Origin of the sequence: Pseudomonas sp. B10, from assembly GCF_900156235.1 — a bacterium.
Taxonomy (GTDB): Bacteria; Pseudomonadota; Gammaproteobacteria; order Pseudomonadales; family Pseudomonadaceae; genus Aquipseudomonas; species Aquipseudomonas siliginis.
In genome coordinates this window covers 3087010-3109224 of the sequence record NZ_LT707063.1, presented here as the reverse complement: position 1 = coordinate 3109224, position 22215 = coordinate 3087010, and the positions used below count along the sequence as shown (strand labels likewise).

The 22215-nt window shown below is 61.7% G+C and carries 22 protein-coding genes and 1 riboswitch; of the genes, 15 read left to right on the top strand and 7 right to left on the bottom strand.

Annotated features, from left to right (window positions below):
* Positions 1 to 114: 114 nt before the first annotated feature.
* The 10 genes from BXA01_RS14110 to madM all read left to right on the top strand — a co-directional run bounded on the left by BXA01_RS14110 (position 115) and on the right by madM (position 7895).
* Positions 115 to 480: a DUF6124 family protein gene (locus tag BXA01_RS14110; protein ID WP_076564429.1), complete on the top strand. Its 366-nt coding sequence runs from the start codon at positions 115 to 117 to the stop codon at positions 478 to 480.
* A 201-nt stretch (positions 481 to 681) separates the two neighbouring features.
* Positions 682 to 2352 carry a malonate decarboxylase subunit alpha gene (gene mdcA / locus BXA01_RS14105; protein WP_076564428.1) on the top strand — a complete coding sequence of 557 codons (1671 nt, stop codon included), beginning with the start codon at positions 682 to 684 and terminating at the stop codon, positions 2350 to 2352.
* Positions 2352 to 3209 (top strand): triphosphoribosyl-dephospho-CoA synthase, encoded by an 858-nt coding sequence (locus BXA01_RS14100; RefSeq protein WP_076564427.1) that lies wholly within the window; start codon positions 2352 to 2354, stop codon positions 3207 to 3209. The genes mdcA and BXA01_RS14100 overlap by 1 nt, the downstream gene beginning before the upstream one ends.
* Positions 3209 to 3508, top strand: coding sequence for a malonate decarboxylase subunit delta (locus BXA01_RS14095; protein WP_041476801.1), 300 nt, complete (start codon positions 3209 to 3211; stop codon positions 3506 to 3508). The genes BXA01_RS14100 and BXA01_RS14095 overlap by 1 nt, the downstream gene beginning before the upstream one ends.
* Complete coding sequence (locus BXA01_RS14090; RefSeq protein WP_076564426.1) at positions 3501 to 4352, top strand: biotin-independent malonate decarboxylase subunit beta; 852 nt, start codon at positions 3501 to 3503, stop codon at positions 4350 to 4352. Before BXA01_RS14095 ends, BXA01_RS14090 begins: the two co-directional genes overlap by 8 nt.
* Positions 4349 to 5134 carry a biotin-independent malonate decarboxylase subunit gamma gene (gene mdcE / locus BXA01_RS14085; RefSeq protein ID WP_076564425.1) on the top strand — a complete coding sequence of 262 codons (786 nt, stop codon included), beginning with the start codon at positions 4349 to 4351 and terminating at the stop codon, positions 5132 to 5134. Before BXA01_RS14090 ends, mdcE begins: the two co-directional genes overlap by 4 nt.
* Entirely contained in the window at positions 5128 to 5748 is a 621-nt protein-coding gene (locus BXA01_RS14080) for a malonate decarboxylase holo-ACP synthase (RefSeq protein WP_076564424.1), read from the top strand. Before mdcE ends, BXA01_RS14080 begins: the two co-directional genes overlap by 7 nt.
* On the top strand, positions 5745 to 6665 hold the full coding sequence (mdcH, locus tag BXA01_RS14075) for a malonate decarboxylase subunit epsilon (protein WP_076564423.1): 921 nt from the start codon (positions 5745 to 5747) through the stop codon (positions 6663 to 6665). The genes BXA01_RS14080 and mdcH overlap by 4 nt, the downstream gene beginning before the upstream one ends.
* Before the next feature lie 67 nt (positions 6666 to 6732).
* Positions 6733 to 7125, top strand: a complete 393-nt coding sequence (madL, locus tag BXA01_RS14070) for a malonate transporter subunit MadL (RefSeq protein ID WP_016772756.1) — start codon at positions 6733 to 6735, stop codon at positions 7123 to 7125.
* Positions 7126 to 7130: 5 nt separating this feature from the next.
* Positions 7131 to 7895 (top strand): malonate transporter subunit MadM, encoded by a 765-nt coding sequence (gene madM / locus BXA01_RS14065; RefSeq protein ID WP_041476796.1) that lies wholly within the window; start codon positions 7131 to 7133, stop codon positions 7893 to 7895.
* Positions 7896 to 8007: 112 nt separating this feature from the next.
* Here madM and BXA01_RS14060 read toward each other — a convergent pair whose 3' ends face one another.
* Positions 8008 to 8928, bottom strand: a complete 921-nt coding sequence (locus tag BXA01_RS14060; protein ID WP_076564422.1) for a LysR family transcriptional regulator — start codon at positions 8926 to 8928, stop codon at positions 8008 to 8010.
* Between the two features lie 140 nt (positions 8929 to 9068).
* On the opposite strand from BXA01_RS14060, the gene trhA reads away from it, so the two are divergent.
* Positions 9069 to 9686, top strand: coding sequence for a PAQR family membrane homeostasis protein TrhA (gene trhA / locus BXA01_RS14055; RefSeq protein WP_039757573.1), 618 nt, complete (start codon positions 9069 to 9071; stop codon positions 9684 to 9686).
* Positions 9687 to 9822: 136 nt separating this feature from the next.
* On the opposite strand, the gene BXA01_RS14050 is transcribed toward trhA, so the two are convergent.
* Together BXA01_RS14050 and BXA01_RS14045 are read right to left on the bottom strand one after the other, a co-directional pair.
* Positions 9823 to 10542, bottom strand: coding sequence for a 16S rRNA (uracil(1498)-N(3))-methyltransferase (locus BXA01_RS14050; protein ID WP_041476795.1), 720 nt, complete (start codon positions 10540 to 10542; stop codon positions 9823 to 9825).
* A 133-nt stretch (positions 10543 to 10675) separates the two neighbouring features.
* The gene (locus BXA01_RS14045; protein ID WP_076564421.1) at positions 10676 to 12082 is read right to left on the bottom strand and encodes an adenosylmethionine--8-amino-7-oxononanoate transaminase; all 1407 of its coding nucleotides are present in this window, start codon (positions 12080 to 12082) and stop codon (positions 10676 to 10678) included.
* A gap of 223 nt (positions 12083 to 12305) precedes the next feature.
* Here BXA01_RS14045 and BXA01_RS14040 point away from each other — a divergent pair, with 223 nt between their 5' ends.
* From BXA01_RS14040 to BXA01_RS14030, 3 genes are all read left to right on the top strand, one after another.
* On the top strand, positions 12306 to 14075 hold the full coding sequence (locus BXA01_RS14040) for a flavin monoamine oxidase family protein (protein ID WP_076564420.1): 1770 nt from the start codon (positions 12306 to 12308) through the stop codon (positions 14073 to 14075).
* Between the two features lie 339 nt (positions 14076 to 14414).
* Positions 14415 to 14966, top strand: a complete 552-nt coding sequence (locus tag BXA01_RS14035; protein ID WP_076564419.1) for a cytochrome b — start codon at positions 14415 to 14417, stop codon at positions 14964 to 14966.
* Positions 14967 to 14997: 31 nt separating this feature from the next.
* Positions 14998 to 15576: a YceI family protein gene (locus tag BXA01_RS14030; protein WP_039757580.1), complete on the top strand. Its 579-nt coding sequence runs from the start codon at positions 14998 to 15000 to the stop codon at positions 15574 to 15576.
* A 249-nt stretch (positions 15577 to 15825) separates the two neighbouring features.
* On the opposite strand, the gene BXA01_RS14025 is transcribed toward BXA01_RS14030, so the two are convergent.
* From BXA01_RS14025 to ahcY, 4 genes are all read right to left on the bottom strand, one after another.
* Entirely contained in the window at positions 15826 to 17688 is a 1863-nt protein-coding gene (locus BXA01_RS14025; RefSeq protein WP_016772767.1) for a DEAD/DEAH box helicase, read from the bottom strand.
* Between the two features lie 221 nt (positions 17689 to 17909).
* Positions 17910 to 18722 (bottom strand): substrate-binding periplasmic protein, encoded by an 813-nt coding sequence (locus BXA01_RS14020; protein ID WP_076564418.1) that lies wholly within the window; start codon positions 18720 to 18722, stop codon positions 17910 to 17912.
* A gap of 171 nt (positions 18723 to 18893) precedes the next feature.
* Positions 18894 to 19739, bottom strand: a complete 846-nt coding sequence (gene metF, locus BXA01_RS14015) for a methylenetetrahydrofolate reductase [NAD(P)H] (protein WP_056786871.1) — start codon at positions 19737 to 19739, stop codon at positions 18894 to 18896.
* A 186-nt stretch (positions 19740 to 19925) separates the two neighbouring features.
* Positions 19926 to 21335 (bottom strand): adenosylhomocysteinase, encoded by a 1410-nt coding sequence (gene ahcY, locus BXA01_RS14010; protein WP_016772771.1) that lies wholly within the window; start codon positions 21333 to 21335, stop codon positions 19926 to 19928.
* Positions 21336 to 21358: 23 nt separating this feature from the next.
* Positions 21359 to 21457, bottom strand: a riboswitch (S-adenosyl-L-homocysteine riboswitch).
* Positions 21458 to 21647: 190 nt separating this feature from the next.
* Here ahcY and BXA01_RS14005 point away from each other — a divergent pair.
* Positions 21648 to 22052 (top strand): acyl-CoA thioesterase, encoded by a 405-nt coding sequence (locus BXA01_RS14005; protein ID WP_042561508.1) that lies wholly within the window; start codon positions 21648 to 21650, stop codon positions 22050 to 22052.
* The last annotated feature ends 163 nt before the right edge of the window (positions 22053 to 22215 follow it).

Sequence of the window (22215 nt, the reverse complement as noted above, 5' to 3'; positions counted from 1 at the left end):
GCAGGGCGCTTCGGCGCGCCGGCTTCCTTAGGTTCCCCGGTCTGCTAACCTGCGTTCAGCTGCCACCCCTTCTTTTAGCAGAGATGCGGTTGCGGCTTTATCCGGAACCTGAAGATGAAAAAACCATCGCCCAATCCGCCGACCAAAGACCCGGCATCGCCCTACCAATCCCCCGACTCAAAGAAATTCCACGAAGCCGCCGAGCGTGCCCTCGACCATTACCTCGGCCCGCCCAGCGCTGACTTCATGGCCCCTCCGTACACCCCCAGCACGCTGTACATGGCCAACCCCGAAGCCGACACCGAGTCCTTGCTGGCCGACGCCTGTGAAACCCTGGGTTCGGCGACAGTCATGTTGCACAACCACGCCGCCTCGGTGGACGGCTCACAGCGCAAGACCCTGCAGGGCATCGCGCAGATTGTCATGGTGGCGGAGATGGCGGTGAATCGGGTGCTGGACAAAATGGTGCCCACTGACTGAGCGAATGCGCTGAGGCGACTGGCCTCTTCGCGAGCAGGCTCGCTCCCACAATTGGAATGCGTCCAGACTGTGGGAGCGAGCCTGCTCGCGAAAGCGATCGTGACCATTACTCTCAGCGTAATGATTCACCACCCAGCTTGATTGATGCCCTCACCACACACGCCTAACTTGGCTCCACGACAGCGAACCCGTGGAGTGAGCATGACAACAACAATTTCCCCCGACTCGCGCTGGACGCGGCGGCGTGACGAGAAGCAGCGCCGGCTCGACAAGGTGCGCGGGCTGGCCGATGGTGCGGTGTTGCCCAGCGACAAAATCGTCGCCGCGCTCGAAGCGCTGATCCATCCCGGCGACCGCGTGGTGCTGGAGGGCAACAACCAGAAGCAGGCGGATTTCCTCTCGCGTTCACTGGCCAAGGCCGATCCGGGCAAGCTCCACGATCTGCACATGATCATGCCCAGCGTCGGCCGCTCCGAACACCTTGATCTGTTCGAACGTGGCATTGCCCGCAAGCTCGATTTCTCCTTCGCCGGCACCCAGAGCCTGCGCATCAGCCAGTTGCTCGAAGATGGCTTGCTCGAAGTCGGCGCCATTCATACCTACATCGAACTCTACGCCCGCCTCGTCGTGGACCTGATTCCCAACGTCGTGCTCTCGGCCGGTTTCATGGCCGACCGCGCTGGCAACATCTACACCGGCCCGAGCACCGAAGACACTCCCGCACTGATCGAACCGGCGGCGTTCAGCGATGGCATCGTTATCGTTCAGGTCAACCAATTGGTCGATGACGTCAGCGAACTGCCCCGCGTGGACATTCCCGCTTCATGGGTCGATTTCGTCGTGGTCGCCGACAAGCCGTTCTACATCGAACCGCTGTTCACCCGCGACCCACGGCACATCAAGCCTGTGCACGTGCTGATGGCGATGATGGCGATTCGCGGGATCTACGAAAAACACAACGTGCAGTCGCTCAACCACGGCATCGGTTTCAACACTGCCGCCATCGAACTGATCCTGCCGACCTACGGCGAATCCCTCGGTTTGAAAGGCAAGATCTGCCGCAACTGGACGCTCAACCCGCACCCGACGCTGATCCCGGCGATTGAAAGCGGCTGGGTCGAGAGCGTGCATTGCTTCGGTACCGAACTGGGCATGGAAAACTACATCGCCGCTCGGCCGGATGTGTTCTTCACCGGCCGCGACGGCTCGCTGCGCTCCAACCGCATGGTCTGCCAACTCGCCGGGCAATACGCGGTGGACCTGTTCATCGGCGCGACGCTGCAAGTCGACGGCGACGGCCATTCCTCGACCGTCACCCGAGGCCGTCTCGCCGGTTTCGGTGGTGCGCCGAACATGGGTCACGACCCGCGCGGCCGCCGTCACGGCACCCCGGCGTGGCTGGACATGCGCCACGCCGATGGGCCGCAACCGATGCTCGAACGTGGCAAGAAACTCGTGGTGCAAATGGTCGAGACCTTCCAGGAGGGCGGCAAACCGACCTTCGTCGAAGCCCTCGACGCCGTGGAAGTGGCGAAGAAAAGCGGCATGCCGCTGGCGCCGATCATGATCTACGGCGACGACGTCACCCACCTGCTCACCGAAGAAGGCATCGCCTACCTGTATAAGGCGCGCTCGCTGGAAGAGCGCCAGGCGATGATCGCAGCGGTTGCCGGGGTTACCGCCATCGGCCTGCGGCACAACCCGAAAGACACCGAACGCATGCGCCGCGAGGGCCTGATCGCCCTGCCCGAAGACCTCGGCATCCGCCGCACCGACGCCACCCGCGAATTGCTCGCGGCGAAAAGCGTCGCCGATCTGGTCGAGTGGTCCGGCGGCCTGTACAACCCGCCCGCCAAATTCAGGAGCTGGTAATGCACGCATTCAACCTGCAAGCGAAACCGCTTTCTCTGGCTGATCGACTGGCCGATCTGGCAGTGGACGCGTTGATCGACGAAGCCGATCTGTCGCCGAAACCGGCGCTGGTCGACCGTCGTGGCAACGGCGCGCACACCGATCTGCACCTGGGCCTGATGCACGCGTCGGCGTTGGCCTTGTGGCCAGCGTTCAAGGAAATGGCTGAGGTGGCGCTGGAGCTGGGCGAAGTCGGTGTGCCGTTACGCGAAGCGATTGGCCGCATCGGTCGCGAGGGCGAACAAGCCATGCTTGTGACCACCAACGGCGTCAACACCCATCGCGGTGCGATCTGGGCGTTGGGACTGTTGGTGACGGCCGCCGCGCTGCAACCGAAATCCATCGCCCTGTGTGCCGCACGCCTGGCACTGCTCGACGACCGCTACGCACCGACACCGCTCAGCCACGGCGCACAAGTCGCCCAGCGTTACGGCGCACGCGGTGCTCGCGAGGAAGCGCAACTGGGCTTCCCGTCCGTGCTGCAACGGGGCCTGCCGCAACTGCAGAAAAGTCGCGCCAACGGCCACGGCGAACAGAACGCCCGGCTCGATGCGTTGCTGGCGATCATGACCGAGCTGGCTGACACCTGCGTGCTTTACCGCGCCGGGGAACCGGGCCTGCACGCCATGCAGGCCGGCGCGCAAGCGGTGCTCGATGCCGGCGGCAGCGCCAGCCTCAGCGGTCGTCGGCGCCTGCACGAACTGGATCAACAACTCATCGCATTGAATGCCTCGCCCGGTGGCGCCGCCGACCTGCTCGCCGCCACGCTGCTGCTTGATCGTATCGAGCACGACGGCATCTCTCAGGGAGCGTTTTGATGGAAAACCTATCGTTTGAATTCCCCGCCGGGCAGCCGCCACGCGGGCGTGCGCTGGTCGGTTGTGTCGGCTCCGGTGATCTGGAAGTGCTGATCGAACCGGGTCTGGCCGGCAAACTGACGATCAACGTGCAGACCTCGGTCAACGGCGCGCAGCTGCGCTGGCAGCACCTGTTTGCGCGGATGTTCGACGGCACCACGCCACCGGCGATGGCCATCGATATCCACGATTTCGGCGCGACGCCGGGGGTGGTGCGCTTGCGTCTGGAACAGGGTTTCGAGGAGATCGGCCATGACTGACAGCGCAGCGTTGCTCAACAAACACAGCTTCGTCGAACTTGGCGCACGGCAGCGGGCGCAAGCCTTGCTCGACGCCGGGACCTTTCGCGAACTGCTCGATCCCTTTCAACGGGTCATGTCGCCATGGCTTGAGCGCCAAGGTGTGGTGCCGCAAGCCGACGACGGCGTGATTATCGCCAAGGGCCGCCTCGACGGTTTGCCGGTGGTCATCGCGGCGATTGAAGGTGCGTTTCAGGGCGGCAGCCTTGGCGAAGTCGGCGGGGCGAAGATTGCCGGCGCGCTGGAACTGGCTGCCGAAGACAACCGCAACGGTATCCCCACCCGCGCGGTGTTGCTGCTGGAAACCGGTGGCGTGCGCTTGCAGGAGGCCAATCTGGGGCTGGCGGCGATTGCCGATATCCATGCGGCGATTGTCGATTTGCAGCAATACCAACCGGTGGTCGGCGTGGTCGCCGGCAGTGTCGGTTGCTTCGGCGGCATGTCGATTGCTGCTGCGCTGTGCAGTTATTTGCTGGTGACTCAGGAAGCACGTCTCGGCCTGAACGGCCCGCAAGTCATCGAGCAGGAAGCCGGGATCGAAGAATACGACTCCCGCGACCGGCCATTCATCTGGAGCCTGACCGGCGGCGAACAGCGTTTCAACACGGGACTGGTGGACCGTTATGTCGGCGATGACGTGGCGCAGATTCGTCAGCAGGTTGGCGAATTGCTCCAGCAAGGCCTGCCGGCACAGCCGCGCAGTCAACGCGCCGAGTGGTTCCTGCAACGCCTCCGCAAGCTGAACACTGACCAGCAAATCGAACCGTCGGTGGTTCGCGATCTGTATCAAGGAGAGCGCTCATGAGCGGTTATTCATTGCGCGGTTTGCACTGGTTCAATGCGCTCAGCGCTGGCGCCAGTGTCGTCGAAGGGTTGCCGCCGTCGTTGAAAGTCGCCGACGCTGAGCTCGGCCGCTTTATCGCCGTGGTCGCCGACCCGGACAATCGTTTCCCCCGCGCCCGCAATGGCGAGGTCGGTCTGCTCGAAGGCTGGGGGCTGGCCAAGGCTGTGGATGACGCGATCAGCGCCGACCGCGACAACGCGAAGAAGCGCCCGATCATTGCCATCGTCGATGTGCCGAGCCAGGCGTACGGCCGCCGCGAAGAAGCCCTCGGCATTCATCAGGCGCTGGCCGGCGCGGCGGACAGTTATGCCCGTGCGCGTCTGGCCGGGCATCCGGTGATTGCGCTGCTGGTGGGCAAGGCCATGTCGGGTGCGTTTCTCGCCCACGGTTATCAGGCCAATCGCCTGATCGCGCTGCGTGATCCCGGCGTGATGGTCCACGCGATGGGCAAAGCCTCGGCGGCGCGGGTCACCTTGCGCAGTGTCGAGGAACTGGAAGCGCTGGCCTCCAGCGTGCCACCGATGGCCTATGACATCGACAGCTACGCCAGCCTCGGTCTGCTCTGGGAAACCCTCTCGGTGCAGCAGATTGAACAGCCGACAGAGGAAGATCTGACGCGCGTGACTGAGTGCCTGAAGCAAGCGATCAGCGATGTGACCAGCACTGATTTGAAAGGGCGCCTTGGTGCGAGCAATCGTGCCGCCTCCAGCAAAGTCCGCGAATTGCTGAGGGCGCAGTGGTGAACCTGCCCCTGGCCCACGATCTGCTCTGGGGCATGACCCCGGCGCAGTTGCCGGCGGATGCGCCGCAGTGGGCGATCGCGGCGCTGGCGGCCGGGCAACCGGTGGTGGTGCGGCGGGCCTTGAGCGAGGAAGGTCTGGTCGCGGTCGGCGTTCGTGGTGTGTTGCGCGAGCAGCGGCTGGCGACGTTTATGCCGCTCGATTCGATTGCCTGTCGGGTCAGTCCGGAGGCCCTCTGTCAGGTTGAGTGCGAGCGAGATCTGCCAGTGATGCAGGCGCTCAAACAACTGCGGCCGATGCTCGATGACTGCGGTTGGGTCTGGGGTGTCAGCGGCAGTGTCGGGTTTGAATTGGCCAGCGGTTTTTCAGCGATGCACGCGGCCAGTGATCTCGATCTGATTCTGCGTGCGCCGCAGATGATCACGCGCAATCAGGCATGCAAACTCGTGGAGCTTTTCGATCAGGCTGTGTGCCGGGTCGACACGCAATTGCAGACCCCATTCGGCGCTGTGGCCTTGCGGGAATGGGCCAGCGGTTCGGCCCGGGTGCTGCTGAAAAATGCGCATCAGGCTGCATTGGTGACGAATCCGTGGCACCCGCAGGAGCAGGCAGCGTGAGCAGCCTGTTGGTGTTTCCCGGCCAGGGCGCGCAGCAAGCGGGCATGCTCCAGCGTTTGCCAAGGGAAGCGCTGGTCGAGGCCAGTGATGTGCTCGGCGAGGATGTTTTGCTGCTGGATTGTGCCGAGGCATTGCGCACGACACGAGCGGTGCAGCTGTGCCTGCTGATCGCCGGTGTCGCTGCTTCGCGGCAGTTGTTGCAGGACGGACTGACTGCGGATTACGTCGCCGGCCTGTCCATCGGCGCCTACCCGGCAGCAGTAGTAGCGGGAGCCTTGAATTTCAGCGATGCGCTGCATCTGGTCAGCCTGCGCGGTGAGCTGATGCAGCAGGCTTATCCACAGGGCTATGGCATGACCGCGATCATCGGCTTGCAGTTGTCCACCGTCGAAACCCTGCTGGCGCAAGTGCACAGCGAAGATGCGCCGGTGTATCTGGCCAATATCAACGCGGATAACCAAGTGGTCGTCGCCGGCAGCGACAAGGCCATGCAAGCGGTGGCCGAACTGGCGCGCAGTCGCGGCGCCGGAGTGGCGAAGCGGCTGGCGGTGAGCGTGCCGTCGCATTGCCCGTTGCTGGAAAAACCGGCGCAGGCGCTTGCCGAGGCCTTCGCCAAGGTTGAACTGAGGAGCCCGAAAATCGCTTATCTGAGCGGCAGTCGCGCAAGGCCTGTTGCCAAAGTCGAAGCGCTGCGCGATGACCTCGCTTTCAACATGTGCCGCGTGGTGGACTGGCGCGGCACCGTGCAAAGCGCCTACGAGCGCGGCGTACGTCTACAGATCGAACTGCCGCCCGGTGCGGTGCTGACCGGGCTGGCGCGCCGGGTGTTCGAGCAGGGCACCGTCACTGCCTTCGACAGTGCCCGCCTCGATACCCTGCAAGCGCTGTTGCGCGAGGAGGGTGGCCGCCAACTCTAAAACCGCCGCGACTCAAGCTTCGAACAACAAAAACAACATTCGACGATGCACTTTGAGGACTACAACAATGATTATTTACGGTGTGGCGTTTCTCGCCTTTTGCACGCTGGTCGGTATCTGGGTCGGTGAATTGCTCGGCAAGCTGATCGGCGTGCCGGCCAACGTCGGCGGTGTCGGCATTGCGATGCTGCTGTTGATCGGCCTGGGCAGCTACCTCTACAAGAGCGGCTGGCTCAAGGGCAAGACCGAGCAGGGCGTGGAGTTCTGGAGCGCGATCTACATCCCCATCGTGGTCGCCATGGCCGCGCAGCAGAATGTCTACGGTGCGCTGAAGGGCGGGCCGATGGCGATTCTTGCCGGCACCCTCGCCGTAGTGATCGCTTTTGCCTTGGTGCCGGTGCTGACACGCATGGGCAACAAGCAAGAAACGCCGATTGCTCCAGCCAAGACTGCGGGGTAATCGCCATGTACGAATCAATGATGAAAGTGATCACCGGCTACGGTCTGATCAGCGGCTTTTTGATTGTCGGCCTGACCATGTGGGTGTCCTACTGGATGTCCAACACCTTCACCAAGGGCCGTCTGCACGGTTCGGCGATTGCGATTCTGCTCGGGCTGGTGCTGTCGTATATCGGCGGCGCACTGACCGGTGGGCAAAAAGGCGTGGTGGATATTCCCCTGCTGTCCGGCATCGGCCTGCTCGGCGGTGCGATGCTGCGGGATTTCGCGATTGTGGCGACGGCGTTTGGCGTGAGTGTCGATGAGCTCAAACGCGCCGGATTCGTCGGTGTGCTGGCGCTGTTTGTCGGCGTTGGCACCTCGTTCGTCGCCGGCGTCGGCGTGGCGATGGCGTTCGGCTACACCGATGCGGTAAGCCTGACTACCATTGGCGCGGGTGCCGTGACCTACATTGTCGGCCCGGTGACCGGCGCGGCGATTGGTGCCAGTTCCGAGGTGATGGCGCTATCGATTGCGGCGGGGCTGATCAAGGCGATTCTGGTGATGGTGATGACACCGTTCGTGGCGCCGATGATCGGCCTCAACAATCCGCGCAGCGCGGTGATTTTCGGTGGCTTGATGGGTACCTCCAGCGGCGTTGCCGGCGGCTTGGCGGCCACCGATCCGAAGCTGGTGCCGTACGGTTGCCTGACGGCGGCGTTCTACACCGCGCTCGGGTGTCTGCTCGGGCCTTCGCTGTTGTTTCTGGCGATGCGCGGGTTGATGGGTTAGTCAATTTTGATCGTTCCCACGCTCTGCGTGGGAATGCAGCCCGGGACGCTCCGCGTCCCAAAGCGGACGCAGAGCGTCCATTGAGGCATTCCCACGCAGAGCGTGGGAACGATCATAAGCTGGCCTGGCGATTGGCATACATCCGACACTCCGCCAGCAACGCCAGCAAATTCGGATCACGCTCCTTGGCCTTCAGAAACACCACGCCAATGTGCTGCTGCAACCGGTACTTCTCCTGCAACGGGATGAGCTTCACCCGGTTCTCGTACACCGCCGCAATCCGCCCCGGCAGCAACGCATAACCCACCCCCGAGCTGACCATGCTCAGCAGGGTGAAGATGTCATTGACCTGCATCGCCACCTTCGGCTCGAACCCCGCTTGCTTGAATACCCGCACACCGTCCTGATGCGTGGCGAAGCCTTGGGTCAGGGTGATGAAGGTTTCATCACGCACTTCCGCCAGATCGACTTCACTGCGCTGGGCGAATTTTGAATCGGCCGGGGTGGCGAGGAAGATGTCGTCGGAGAACAGCGCAATCTGTTCGCAATCGGGGTCGTTGATGCTGTCGTCCAGCGACACCAGAATCGCGTCGACTTCCATGTTTTTCAGCTTGTAGAGCAGGTCGATGTTCGAGCCGAGGATCAGGTCGATGTTGAGTTCGCTGCGGCGGATTTTCAGGCCCATGATCAGCTGCGGCACGGTTTTCACCGTCAGCGAATACAGCGAGCCGAGCTTGAAGCGCTCGGCGGAAAATCCGGCGGCTTCGCGGGTCAGGCGCACGCTGTCGACGACGTCGTTGATCAGCTTCTGCGCACGTTCTTCCAGCACATAAGCGCTTTCCAGCGGCGTCAGATTTCGGCCTTCGTGTTTGAACAGCGGGCAGCGCAGGGCGTTTTCCAAAGAGTGAATGGCGCGGTGCACGCTGACGTTGCTGGTCTGCAGTTCAGCGGCGGCGCGGGCGAGGTTGCCGGTGCGCATGAAGGCGAGGAACACCTCGAGTTTTTTCAGGGTCAATTCTTCGTCGATCAGCATGGCGCGGACTCTTTTTGGTATCGGCCGATTGTGCCCAATTCCTGCGGGCCGCGCAGGCGAGGTTGAACGGAAACATTGCGCTTTTACGCTCAAGGCCCGAGCCTTGCGCGCTGCGGTAACGAATGTGAGGTGAGCAATACATGTATCACGGGGAAAAACTCAACGCCTGGACCCATCTGGTCGGAGCCATCGCCGCGTTTATTGGCGGCGTGTGGATGCTGGTGATTGCCAGCCTCGACGGCAGTCCGTGGAAGATTGTCAGCGTGGCGATCTACGCCTTCACCTTGCTGGTGCTCTACAGCGCCTCGACCGTTTACCACAGCGTGCGCGGGCGCAAGAAAGCGATCATGAAGAAGGTCGATCATTTCTCGATCTACCTGCTGATCGCCGGCAGCTACACGCCGTTCTGCCTGGTGACGTTACGCGGGCCGTGGGGCTGGACGCTGTTCGGGATTGTCTGGGGGCTGGCGCTGATCGGCATCCTGCAAGAGATCAAACCACGCTCAGAGGCACGGATTCTGTCGATCGTGATTTACGCGGTGATGGGCTGGATCGTGCTGGTCGCAGTCAAACCGCTGATTGCCGCACTGGGCACGGCCGGGTTTGCCTGGCTGGCGTCGGGCGGGGTTTTGTATACGGTGGGGATTATCTTTTTCGCCCTCGATCACCGGCTGCGGCATGCCCATGGCATCTGGCACCTGTTCGTGATTGCCGGGAGTCTGCTGCACTTTGTGGCGATTCTGTTTTACGTCCTGTAGCCCGGCTGACTGATCGTTCCCACGCTCTGCGTGGTAACGCCTCCTGTGACGCTCTGCGTCACGCTGTTTGGGACGCGGAGCGTCCCGGGCTGCATTCCCACGCAGAGCGTGGGAACGATCAGTCCGGCAAAAAGGTTTAGAAGTCACCCCACAGTTGCTGGGCCACCGCCAACGCCACCACCGGCGCGGTCTCGGTGCGCAGCACCCGTGGGCCGAGGCGGGCGGCGTGGAAGCCATTGCCTTTGGCCTGCTCGACTTCGCCGTCCGTCAAGCCACCTTCCGGTCCGATCAGGAACGCCAGCGTCGCCGGTTTGGCATGGCTGACCAGCGGTTCTGCGACCGGGTGCAGCACCAGTTTCAATTCGGCTTCAGTCTGCTTGAGCCAGTCCGCCAGCAATACTGGTGGATGAATCACCGGCACCCGTGAACGCCCGCACTGTTCGCAGGCACTGATCGCCACCTGGCGCCAGTGCAGCAAGCGCTTGTCGGCGCGTTCGTCCTTGAGGCGCACTTCGCAGCGTTCGCTGAAGATCGGGGTGATTTGCGTCACGCCCAGTTCGGTGGCTTTCTGAATCGCCCAGTCCATCCGCTCGCCCCGGGACAGGCCCTGGCCGAGGTGGATCTGCAGCGGCGATTCGATTTGCCCGGCGAATTGCTCGTCGATCTGCACGACCACGCGTTTCTTGCCGACGTCCACCAAGGACCCGCGAAATTCATGGCCGGAACCGTCGAACAACTGCACCGCATCGCCTTCGGCCATGCGCAACACGCGGCTGATGTAATGCGCCTGGGCCTCCGGCAGTTCGTGTTCGCCAGTGCTCAGCGGGGCGTCGATAAAGAAGCGGGACAGTCTCATTTCGGGTCTCTCAGATTAGATCGTTCCCACGCTCTGCGTGGGAATGCCTCATCGGACGCTCTGCGTCCGCTTTTGGGACGCGGAGCGTCCCGGGCTGCATTCCCACGCGGAGCGTGGGAACGAGAAATTACGGTTAGCCCGGGTCGCGGAAGCCGGGGTGGAAGTCTTTCGGCACCGCCACGCTGACGCTGTCACGCGTAGCGATATCAATACCTTCACTGGCCACTTCGGCCAGGAAGTCGATCTGCTCCGGGGTGATCACATACGGCGGCAGGAAATACACCACGCTGCCCAGCGGGCGCAACAACGCACCACGTTCCAGCGCATGCTGGAAAACTTTCAAGCCACGACGCTCCTGCCAAGGGTAGGCCTCTTTCGTGGATTTATCCTTGACCATTTCGATCGCCAGGACCATGCCGGTCTGGCGCACTTCCGACACGTTAGGGTGATCGACCAGATGCGCCGTCGCCGAGGCCATGCGCTGAGCGAGCGCCTGGTTGTTCTCGATGACGTTGTCCTGCTCAAAGATATCCAGAGTCGCCAGTGCCGCAGCGCAGGCCAGCGGGTTGCCGGTGTAGCTGTGCGAGTGGAGGAAGGCGCGCAGGGTCGGGTAGTCGTCGTAGAAGGCGCTGTAGACCTCGTCGGTGGTCAGGCACGCCGCCAGCGGCAGGTAGCCGCCGGTCAGGGCTTTCGACAGGCAGAGGAAGTCCGGGCGGATGCCGGCTTGTTCGCAGGCGAACATCGTTCCGGTACGGCCGAAGCCGACGGCGATTTCGTCGTGGATCAGGTGCACGCCGTAACGGTCGCAGGCCTCGCGCAACAGCTTGAGGTACACCGGGTGATACATGCGCATGCCGCCGGCGCCCTGAATCAACGGCTCGACGATCACTGCCGCGACGCTGTCATGATTTTCCGCCAGGGTCTGTTCCATGGCGGCGAACATGTTGCGCGAGTGTTCCTCCCTGCTCATGCCTTGCGGGCGCAGATAGCAATCCGGGCTCGGCACTTTGATGGTGTCCATCAACAGGGCTTTGTAGGTCTCGGTGAACAGCGGCACATCGCCGACCGCCATCGCTGCCATGGTTTCGCCGTGGTAGCTGTTGGTCAGGGTGACGAAGCGCTTTTTGTTTGGCTGGCCGCGATTGAGCCAGTAGTGAAAACTCATCTTCAGCGCGACTTCGATGCAGGACGAACCGTTATCGGCGTAGAACACCCGGTTCAAGCCTTGCGGGGTCATCTTCACCAGACGCTCGGACAGCTCGATCACCGGTTGATGGCTGAAACCGGCAAGGATCACATGTTCGAGTTGATCGACCTGATCCTTGATGCGCTGGTTGATGCGCGGGTTGGCGTGGCCGAACACGTTGACCCACCAGGAACTGACTGCGTCGAGGTAGCGCTTGCCTTCGAAGTCTTCGAGCCAGACGCCTTCGCCGCGCTTGATCGGGATCAGCGGCAGCTGTTCGTGGTCTTTCATCTGGGTGCAGGGATGCCACAGCACCGCAAGATCGCGTTGCATCCACTGGTTATTCAGGCCCATTTACAGTCTCCTCGAGGCGGCTCGCGTCTGGCGCGGGCGAACAATCGCGCAAGCCTATGCAATGCATCGCGCGGGAACAACCCATTGTGTCGATTGAGCTACTTTGTCTGAGCCGATAGACGTCGCTGGCGGCGTTTTGATGGCTAACGTATTCTTCGCGGTTCTTTGAGTCGTCTGACTCGCAAAGCTGCTTTTTCCCACATGTTTTTCCGGAGTTCGCTGAATGTCTGTCGGTTGGCTGCGCGCCTGTGCGCTGGTGATGTTGGGGCTGTTCAGCGTTACGGCGCTGGCCAAGGATAAAACCGCAATCGTGATCGGCGGCGGCCTGTCGGGTCTGACCGCCGCTTACGAACTGCAGAACAAAGGCTGGCAGGTCACCCTGCTGGAAGCCAAACCGAGCCTGGGCGGCCGCTCGGGCATGGCCACCAGCGAGTGGATCGGCAACGACAAGACTCAGCCGGTGCTGAACAAGTACGTGTCGACCTTCAAGCTCGGCACCACGCCGGCGCCGGAATTCGTCCGTACCCCGGGCTATCTGATCGACGGCGATTATTTCTCCGCCGCTGATCTGGCCACCAAGCAGCCAGCCACCGCCGATGCGCTCAAGCGCTACCAGAAAACCCTCGACGATCTGGCGCGCTCGATCGACGACCCGCAGAACCCGGCGGCGACCGCCACCCTGCATGCACTGGACCAGATCACCGTATCGAGCTGGCTCGACAAGCAGAACCTGCCGGCCACCGCGCGTCAGTTGATCAACCAGGACATTCGCACCCACTACGACGAACCTTCGCGTCTGTCGCTGCTGTATTTCGCTCAGCAGAACCGCGTTTATCGCGGCGTTTCCGACCGCGACCTGCGCGCCTCGCGTCTGGTCGGCGGCAGCCAGGTCCTGGCCCAGGCCTTCGTCAAACAGATCAAGACCATCAAGACCAGCTCGCCGGTCTCGGCCATCATCCAGGACAAGGACGGTGTGACCGTCAAAGTCGGCAGCGTCGGCTATCAGGCCGACTACGTTGTGCTGGCGGTACCGCTGCGCGCGCTGAACAAGATCGCCCTGACCCCTGCGCTGGATGCCCAGCACCTCGCCGCGATCAAAGGCACCAACTACGGCTGGCGCGACCAGATCATGCTGAAGTTCAAGACGCCAGTGTGGGAAAGCAAGTCGCGCATGTCCGGTGAGATCTACAGCAACGCGGGTTTAGGCATGCTCTGGATCGAGCCGGCGCTGAAGGGCGGCGCCAATGTGGTGATCAACCTGTCCGGCGATAACGCCCGTGTGATGCAGGCGTTCGGCGACAAGCAGATGGTCGATCAGGTGCTGATCCGTCTGCACGCGTTTTACCCACAGGCCCGTGGCTCGTTCACCGGTTATGAAATCCGTCGCTACAGCACCGACCCGTCGATGGGCGGCGCCTACCTGGCTTACGGCCCGGGGCAGATCAGCAAGTTCTGGCGCCTGTGGGAACGTCCGCTGCAACGCGTAGCGTTCGCCGGTGAACACACCGACACCTTGTACCCGGGCACCTTGGAAGGCGCACTGCGCACCGGCCAGCGCGCGGCCAGCCAGGTTGAAGATCTGGCGGCAGGCAAGTCGTTCGAACCGGCCAAAGTGGTTCCGGCTGCAGCTGCGGCAGGCGCGGCGGGTGCGGTAGCGGCGAAGAAGGGCAACTTCTTCAGCAACCTGTTCGGCGGTTCGGATGACGAGAAGAAGCCTGAGCCTGCGAAAGCGCCAGAGCCAGCACCTGCTCCGGTTGCTCCAGCGCCTGCGCCGACCCCGGCACCTGCACCTGCGCCGGTGGAAGCACCGAAACCAGCGGCCCCGGTAAAAGCCGAGCCAGCGAAGAAAGCGGCGGCCAAGCCAGCAGCGAAGAAGCCTGCGGCCAAAACCGAAACGAAAAAGCCGGCGGCCAAACCGGCAGCGAAAAAGGCTGAACCGGCGAAGAAGCCAGCGGCCAAGCCTGCTGCAACGACCGAGACCAAGGCGCAGTAAGGCTTTGCGGTGAACGAAGAAGCGCGGCGTATATGCCGCGCTTTTTTTTGCCTGCAAAATCGCTATCGCGAGCAGGCTCATTCCCACCTTTGACCGAGTACTGTCAGTAGGAATGCGATTACCTGTGGGAGCGAGCCTGCTTGCGAAGGGGCCAACTCAGACACCCAAATTCCATTGCCTGGCGACAACAATCCGCCACTCTTTCGCCTTTAATCTTTTCTTAACTCGTCACTTCCAGACTCTTGATCGTATTTCTCGATATTTCAAAGCAAAATTTTCCGCTTTAATTCGATAGATAACTCGCTAGTCTTGGTTCGCAGTTCTCACAGGATTTGGGCAATGCAGCTACGTAACTCTTCTTCGCGCTATGGTTGGGTCAGCATCTTCATGCACTGGGGCGTGGCGCTGGCGGTCTTCGGGCTGTTTGCGCTGGGTCTGTGGATGGTTGGGCTGGATTACTACAGCACTTGGCGCAAAGACGCGCCGGACCTGCACAAGAGCATCGGTCTGGTGCTGCTCGGTGTGATGGTGTTGCGGGTGTTGTGGCGTTTCATCAGTCCGCCGCCGCCAACGCTGCAAAGCTACAGCCGCATGACCCGTATCGGCGCTAAGTTCGGCCACGGGTTTCTGTATCTGGCGCTGTTCGCTGTGATGATTGCCGGTTACCTGATTTCCACCGCAGACGGTGTCGGGATCCCGGTGTTTGGCCTGTTTGAAGTCCCTGCTCTGCTCTCCGGGCTACCGGATCAGGCAGATACCGCTGGGGTGATTCATCTGTGGCTGGCGTGGGCACTGGTAATTTTTTCCGGTCTCCATGCGTTGGCAGCATTGAAGCACCACTTTATCGATCGTGATGCGACCCTCAATCGAATGCTCGGTCGCAAAGCCTGAAATTCAACCTCGACTCAAAGGAAAAGAAAGCATGTTGAAAAAGACTCTGGCCGCTCTGGCAATCGGTTCTGCCGTGCTGTCCGCCAACGTAATGGCTGCTGACTATGTAGTAGACAAGGAAGGCCAGCACGCCTTCGTCGACTTCAAGATCAGCCACCTGGGCTACAGCTACATCACCGGTACCTTCAAGGACATCGACGGCAAGTTCAGCTTCGACGCTGCCAAGCCTGAAGACAGCAAGATCGAGTTCAACGTCAACACTGCCAGCGTGTTCACCAACCACGCCGAGCGCGACAAGCACATCGCCAGCGCTGACTTCCTCAACGCCAGCAAATTCGGCAAGGCCACCTTCGTGTCCACCAGCGTCAAGTCCACCGGTGCCAATACCGCTGACGTGACCGGCGACCTGACCCTGCTGGGCGTAACCAAGCCGGTTGTCGTCAAGGCCACCTTCCTGGGCGAAGGCAAGGATCCATGGGGCGGCTACCGTGCCGGCTTCGAAGGCACCACCACCATCAAGCGTTCCGATTTCGGCAAGCAGAAAGACCTCGGTCCGAAGTCCGATGCGGTCGAGCTGTATGTTTCGTTCGAAGGTGTGAAAGCGAAATAAATTTCGCCGTCACATGAAAACGCCCCCGGTCGCAAGGCCGGGGGCGTTTTTTATTGCTGTAACACGCTATTCCGTGTGGGAGCGAGCCTGCTCGCGAAAGCGGTGTGTCAATCGGCAAAGATTCAGCTGACCCGCCGCCTTCGCGAGCAGGCTCGCTCCCACAGGGGTATTGCGGTGTGGCAGAGATAATCGAGGTAAAAAAATGCCCCGGCTCTTTCGAGTCGGGGCATTTTTTATGCGGTTTGAGACTCAGCGATTGCGGGTCAGCAGTGCTGGTTTCTCGCCACGCGGGCGGCTTGGCAGTTGATCGAGCTGCTCAGGCGTCGGGAAGCGGTCGGCTTTCGATTCCTTGTGCATGATCTTCGGACCGTTGCTGCGCGGGTTCTGCACGGCCGGTTCGCTGCGTGGCTGATCGTCACGGGCCGGGCGGCGGTTGCGTGGCGCGGATTCGTCGCGACGACCCTGACCGTCACGCGGTGCGCCATTGCGCGGGCCGCTGCGTTTGGCTGGTGGCGTCCCGGTGCTCGAGCCGTTGCTGTTGCGCGGACCGTTCTGACGACCCTGAGGCTGGCCACCGCGTGGTGCGCCCGCGCCTTGCGCCGGTGCGCCCGGACGACGGCCACGGCCACCGGCAGGAGCGGCTTTCGGCACGTAGTCGACGCGGTTGCCGAAGTTATCGATATCGTCGTCAAGGAATTCGTCCGGGGCACGGTCAGCCGCTGCACGCGGTGGCTGGCTCGGGCGCTGTTCGCGGCTCGGGGTGCCTTCGCGCGGTTTCTGCTGACGGGCAGGGCGCTCGCCACGTTCACCGGCCGGTTTTTCCTTGCCCTTGTCTTTGCCTTTGTCCTTGCGACCGCCGCCACCGCCGCCGCCATTCGGACCGTCGCCACGCGGGCCACGAGAATTGCGCGGGTTGCGGATGTCCGGACGCTCGCGGGCTTCCGGCTTCTCGGCTTCGATGGTGCTGGAGTCGAAGCCCATCAGATCGCCGTCGGCAATCTTCTGCTTGGTCATGCGCTCGATGCTTTTCAGCAGTTTTTCTTCGTCCGGTGCGACCAGGGAGATCGCCTCGCCGGAACGACCGGCGCGGCCGGTACGGCCGATACGGTGCACATAGTCTTCATCGACGTTCGGCAGCTCGAAGTTGACCACATGCGGCAACTGATCGATGTCCAGGCCACGGGCAGCGATGTCGGTGGCAACCAGAATGCGTACTTCGCCGGCCTTGAAGTCGGCCAAGGCTTTGGTGCGCGCGTTCTGGCTCTTGTTACCGTGGATCGCCACCGCCGGCAGGCCGTGTTTGTCCAGGTATTCAGCGAGACGGTTGGCGCCGTGCTTGGTGCGGGTGAACACCAGTACCTGTTCCCACGCGCCGGCGGTGATCAGGTGTGCCAGCAGCGCACGTTTGTGGCTGGCGGGCAGGCGGAACACGCGTTGTTCGATGCGCTCGACCGTGGTGTTCGGCGGCGTCACTTCGATGCGTTCCGGGTTGTGCAGCAGTTTGCCGGCGAGGTCGGTGATGTCTTTGGAGAAGGTCGCCGAGAACAGCAGGTTCTGACGCTTGGCCGGCAGACGCGCGAGGACTTTCTTCACGTCGTGGACAAAACCCATGTCGAGCATGCGGTCGGCTTCGTCGAGAACGAGAATTTCCACGTGGGACAGATCGACGCTGCCCTGGCCGGCGAGGTCGAGCAAGCGACCCGGGCAGGCGACGAGAACGTCGACGCCACGGGACATGGCCTGGACCTGCGGGTTCATGCCGACGCCGCCGAAGATGCAGGCGCTGACGAATTTCAGGTCACGGGCGTAGATCTTGAAGCTCTCGTGCACCTGGGCCGCGAGTTCGCGGGTCGGGGTCAGGACCAGCACGCGCGGTTGGCGCGGGCCGTGACGCTGGGATTTGTCCGGGTGACCGTTGGGGAACAACCGCTCCAGAATCGGGAGGGCGAAGCCGCCGGTTTTACCGGTACCTGTCTGAGCCGCCACCATCAGGTCGCGACCTTGCAACACGGCGGGAATGGCCCGCTGTTGCACCGGAGTAGGCTCGGTATAGCCCGCATCTTCGATGGCACGGACTAAAGCCTCGGAGAGACCGAGGGAAGCAAAGGACATGAGTAATCCTGTTTTAGTTAGGGCTTGGCCCAATGGGAGTCTTGCCTGGCGCGAATCACGTTTAAGAGGACGCAATCCCGTCCGGTCCAGCGGCGGTTCCGAAGGCACGTCAGGAGCGCTCGCGCGGGCTGGAAGCTGCGCTGTAGCGGGTCGAGAGGCCTGTTACGGTTCCGGGCGTCCGGGCGTGAGCCTGGCGGGAACGCCGGAGTATAACAGAGCAATCACTGCGCGCTGCTTTCCTGCTGCTCAACGGTTTCGCCGCTGGCCGTAGCCGAGCGCAGTGATGCGCTATCAACAGGCGCGGCACCATAGCGCGCGCTGAGCTCGGCGTAGGCCGGTTCGCGCTTGAAACGCTTGAGCTCGGCGCCGAAACGCTGCACCAGCAAATCCATACCGGCATTGCGCCGAACCGCAAGAAACTGGCTCTGGCGGCTGATCACCGTCGGGTTTTCCGTGATCAGATCGCGAATATCCAGTTCATCGAGCAAATGCTGACCGACGCGGCGATCGGTAATCAGCAGGTCGATCCGCCCGCGCACCAGTTTGCCGAAATTGGCTTCATGAGTTGGCGCCGGCTCACGGGTAAACAGGTCCGACTGGCTGAAGTCAGGGCTGTACAGATAACCCGGCGAGGTGCCGATGGTCAGGCCTTTGAGTTGTTCGAGGGTGTTGAAGGGATGCGGCCGCTCGTTGGCGTAGAACATCACGAATTCGACGTCGGACAAAGGTTCGCTGGGATATAGCAGGGTGGCGTCGCGTTCGGCGCTGTGAAAGATGTCCAGCGCACCGTCGGCCTGGCCGGTCTCGAGCATCGACAGGCAGCGCTTCCACGGCAGGAACTGCCATTCCACTTCAATGCCCAGGCGCTGGAACACGATGGCGGTAGTTTCGTAGTCAAGACCAAGGTTTTTGCCACCCTGTTCGTAGACGTACGGCGCCCACGGCTCGGTGACAATACGCAACTTCTCCCCCCGAGCGGCGACGCTCAGGCAAGCAAAAACCAGCACGGCGAATAACTGCGTGATCAAAGGCATGGCTGGAGATTACGACGAGAATCGCGAAAGAGCCAGAAAGCCGCTGCACAAGCTCTGTTTCGCGGCTTCAAACAAAAAAAATCGCAGCCCTGACAACCCAACAAAGACGTTGCCAAAGACTGCGATCTCTTGGTCCAGCTTGTAGCTTTCAGCTCGAAACTTGCAGCTGCTTCACCGCGGCAGCTTCAGGTTGTTCCAGATGGCCAGGCTAGGTTCGGCCTGGTTCATCGAGTAAAAGTGCAGCCCCGGTGCGCCGCCCTGCAGCAGGCGTTCGCACATTTCGCTGACGACTTGTTCGCCAAAGCTTTGAATGCTTCGCGTGTCATCGCCGTAGGCTTCCAGTTGCTTGCGGATCCAGCGCGGAATTTCCGCACCGCAGGCATCGGAGAAGCGCGCGAGTTTGCTGTAGTTGGTGATCGGCATGATCCCCGGCACGATCGGCAGATCCACGCCCAGCGCCTGCAAACGGTCGACGAAGTAGAAGTAGCTGTCGGCGTTGAAGAAGTACTGGGTGATCGCGCTGTCGGCACCGGCCTTCGCCTTGCGCACGAAGTTGGCGAGATCGTCTTCGTAGTTGCGCGCTTGCGGATGCATCTCCGGGTAAGCGGCGACTTCGATGTGGAAATGATCGGCGGTTTCTTCACGAATGAATTCCACCAGTTCATTGGCGTGACGCAGCTCACCGCTGGTCATGCCCATGCCGGACGGCAGGTCGCCACGCAGGGCAACGATGCGCTTGATGCCGGCAGCCTTGTATTCGTTCAGCAGGCCGCGCAGGTCGTCCTTGCTGTCACCGACGCACGACAGGTGCGGTGCGGCGGGTACTTTGACTTCGCTTTCCAGCTGCAACACGGTGTTGAGCGTGCGATCACGGGTCGAACCGCCAGCGCCGTAGGTGCAGGAAAAGAAATCAGGATTGTAGGTGGCCAACTGGCGGGCAGTGGCAAGCAGCTTTTCTTGCCCGGCATCGGTCTTGGTCGGGAAAAACTCGAAGCTGTAGCGACGGTCTTGGGACATTGGAGGGGGCCTCCAGCTACGAGCTGCAAGCTTCAAGCTGCAAGAGGGCGGAGCGCCGGGATCCTGTGCCTGAAGCTTGCAGCCAGCGGCTGCGTAATAACGATGAAGAAGCCAGCGACAGCTACAAGCCTCAAGTAAACCAACCGCTTTTACTTGCCGCTTGCAGCTTGAAGCTCGCAGCTGCTCTTAATAGCGATAGGCGTGCGGCTTGAACGGGCCTTCGACGGTGACGCCGATGTAGTCAGCCTGTTGCTTGGTCAGTTGGGTGACCACGCCGCCGAAGCCGCGAACCATTTCCAGGGCCACTTCTTCGTCGAGTTTCTTCGGCAGCACTTCAACGGTCAGACGCTCGGCTTTCTGCGCTGGCGACAGGTCGGCGTATTTCTGGCCGAACAGGAAGATCTGTGCCAGAACCTGGTTGGCGAACGAACCGTCCATGATGCGGCTCGGGTGACCGGTGGCGTTGCCCAGGTTCACCAGACGGCCTTCGGCCAGCAGGATCAGGTAGTCGTCGTTCTGTGGATCGAAGCTGCCAGCGCCGGTGCGGTGAACCTTGTGCACCTGTGGCTTCACTTCTTCCCAAGCCCAGTTCTTGCGCATGAAAGCGGTGTCGATTTCGTTGTCGAAGTGACCGATGTTGCAGACAACGGCGCGCTTCTTCAGGGCTTTGAGCATGTTCGCGTCGCAAACATTGACGTTACCGGTGGTGGTCACGATCAGGTCGATCTTGCCCAGCAGCGCTTTGTCAATGCTTGCTTCGGAACCGTCGTTGATACCGTCGATGAACGGCGACACCAGTTCGAAACCGTCCATGCAGGCTTGCATGGCGCAGATCGGGTCAACTTCGGAGACTTTAACGATCATGCCTTCCTGACGCAGCGACTGAGCCGAGCCCTTGCCCACGTCACCGTAACCGATGACCAGCGCTTGCTTGCCGGACAGCAGGTGGTCGGTGCCGCGCTTGATCGCATCGTTCAGGCTGTGACGGCAGCCGTACTTGTTGTCGTTCTTGGACTTGGTCACCGAGTCGTTGACGTTGATCGCAGGGATCTTCAGCTCGCCCTTGGCCAGCATGTCCAGCAGACGGTGTACGCCAGTGGTGGTTTCTTCGGTTACGCCGTGAACGCGATCGAGCACTTGCGGGTATTTCTTGTGCAGCAGCTCGGTCAGGTCGCCGCCGTCGTCGAGGATCATGTTGGCGTCCCAAGGCTGGCCATCCTTGAGGATGGTCTGCTCCAGGCACCACTCGTACTCTTCTTCAGTCTCGCCTTTCCAGGCGAACACCGGGATACCGGCGGCAGCGATAGCGGCAGCGGCCTGATCCTGAGTGGAGAAAATGTTGCAGGACGACCAGCGCACTTCGGCACCCAGGGCAACCAGGGTTTCGATCAGCACGGCAGTCTGAATGGTCATGTGGATGCAGCCGAGGATTTTCGCGCCCTTGAGCGGCTGCTCGGCAGCGTATTTGCGGCGCAGACCCATCAGGGCAGGCATTTCCGATTCGGCGATGATGGTTTCGCGACGGCCCCAGGCAGCCAGGGACATGTCGGCAACTTTGTAATCGGTAAAATCGGCAGGCGTGTTGACAGCGCTCATGAAGAGCCTCCATTCGTAAAGTATGCGAATGGGCGCCGTTGTGCGTTTAGTGTCCGGCGTGAGCCGGTCAACGCCCCATCCGAGCCTGACAGGTCGAACCTGCTGCAGCGCCCCTCGGACAGGTGGCGGGAAAACGGCATAGCCGTTCTGAATCGGTGGCGATTATAGCGGTCTTCGCCCGGCTAGTGGCAAGCGGCAAGCTACAAGCGGCAAGTAAAAGCCAATCCGCTTTTACTTGCAGCTTGTAGCTGAAAACTTGAAGCTGGGGGCCAATACCCCTAACGCTCAAACGCCTCGACCCAGGAGCCCCCCATGAATTTCCACACCCGCAAATGGGTTAAACCCGAAGACCTCAACCCCAACGGCACCCTGTTCGGTGGCAGCCTGCTGCGCTGGATCGACGAAGAAGCGGCGATCTACGCCATCGTGCAACTGGGCAACCAGCGCGTGGTGACCAAGTACATCTCGGAAATCAACTTCGTCAGCGCCTCGCGCCAGGGCGACATCATCGAACTGGGCATCACCGCCACCGAATTCGGCCGCACCTCGATCACCCTGACCTGCGAAGTGCGCAACAAGATCACCCGCAAGAGCATCCTCACCGTCGAGAAGATGGTTTTCGTCAACCTCGGCGAAGACGGCCTGCCGGCGCCGCACGGGCGGACCGAGATCAGATATGTGAAAGACCAGTTCAAGGATGACGAAGCTGTTCAATAAGATCGGCGGCGCATTCTTCGCGAGCAGGCTCGCTCCCACAGGTACAGCGTGATCCTTGTGGGAGCGAGCCTGCTCGCGAAAGCGGTTGCCAATTCAGCGGAGATTCGCCTGGCCACTGAACAGCCATGAAGCGCAACGGTCGTAGCTACATCCCCCCCACCGG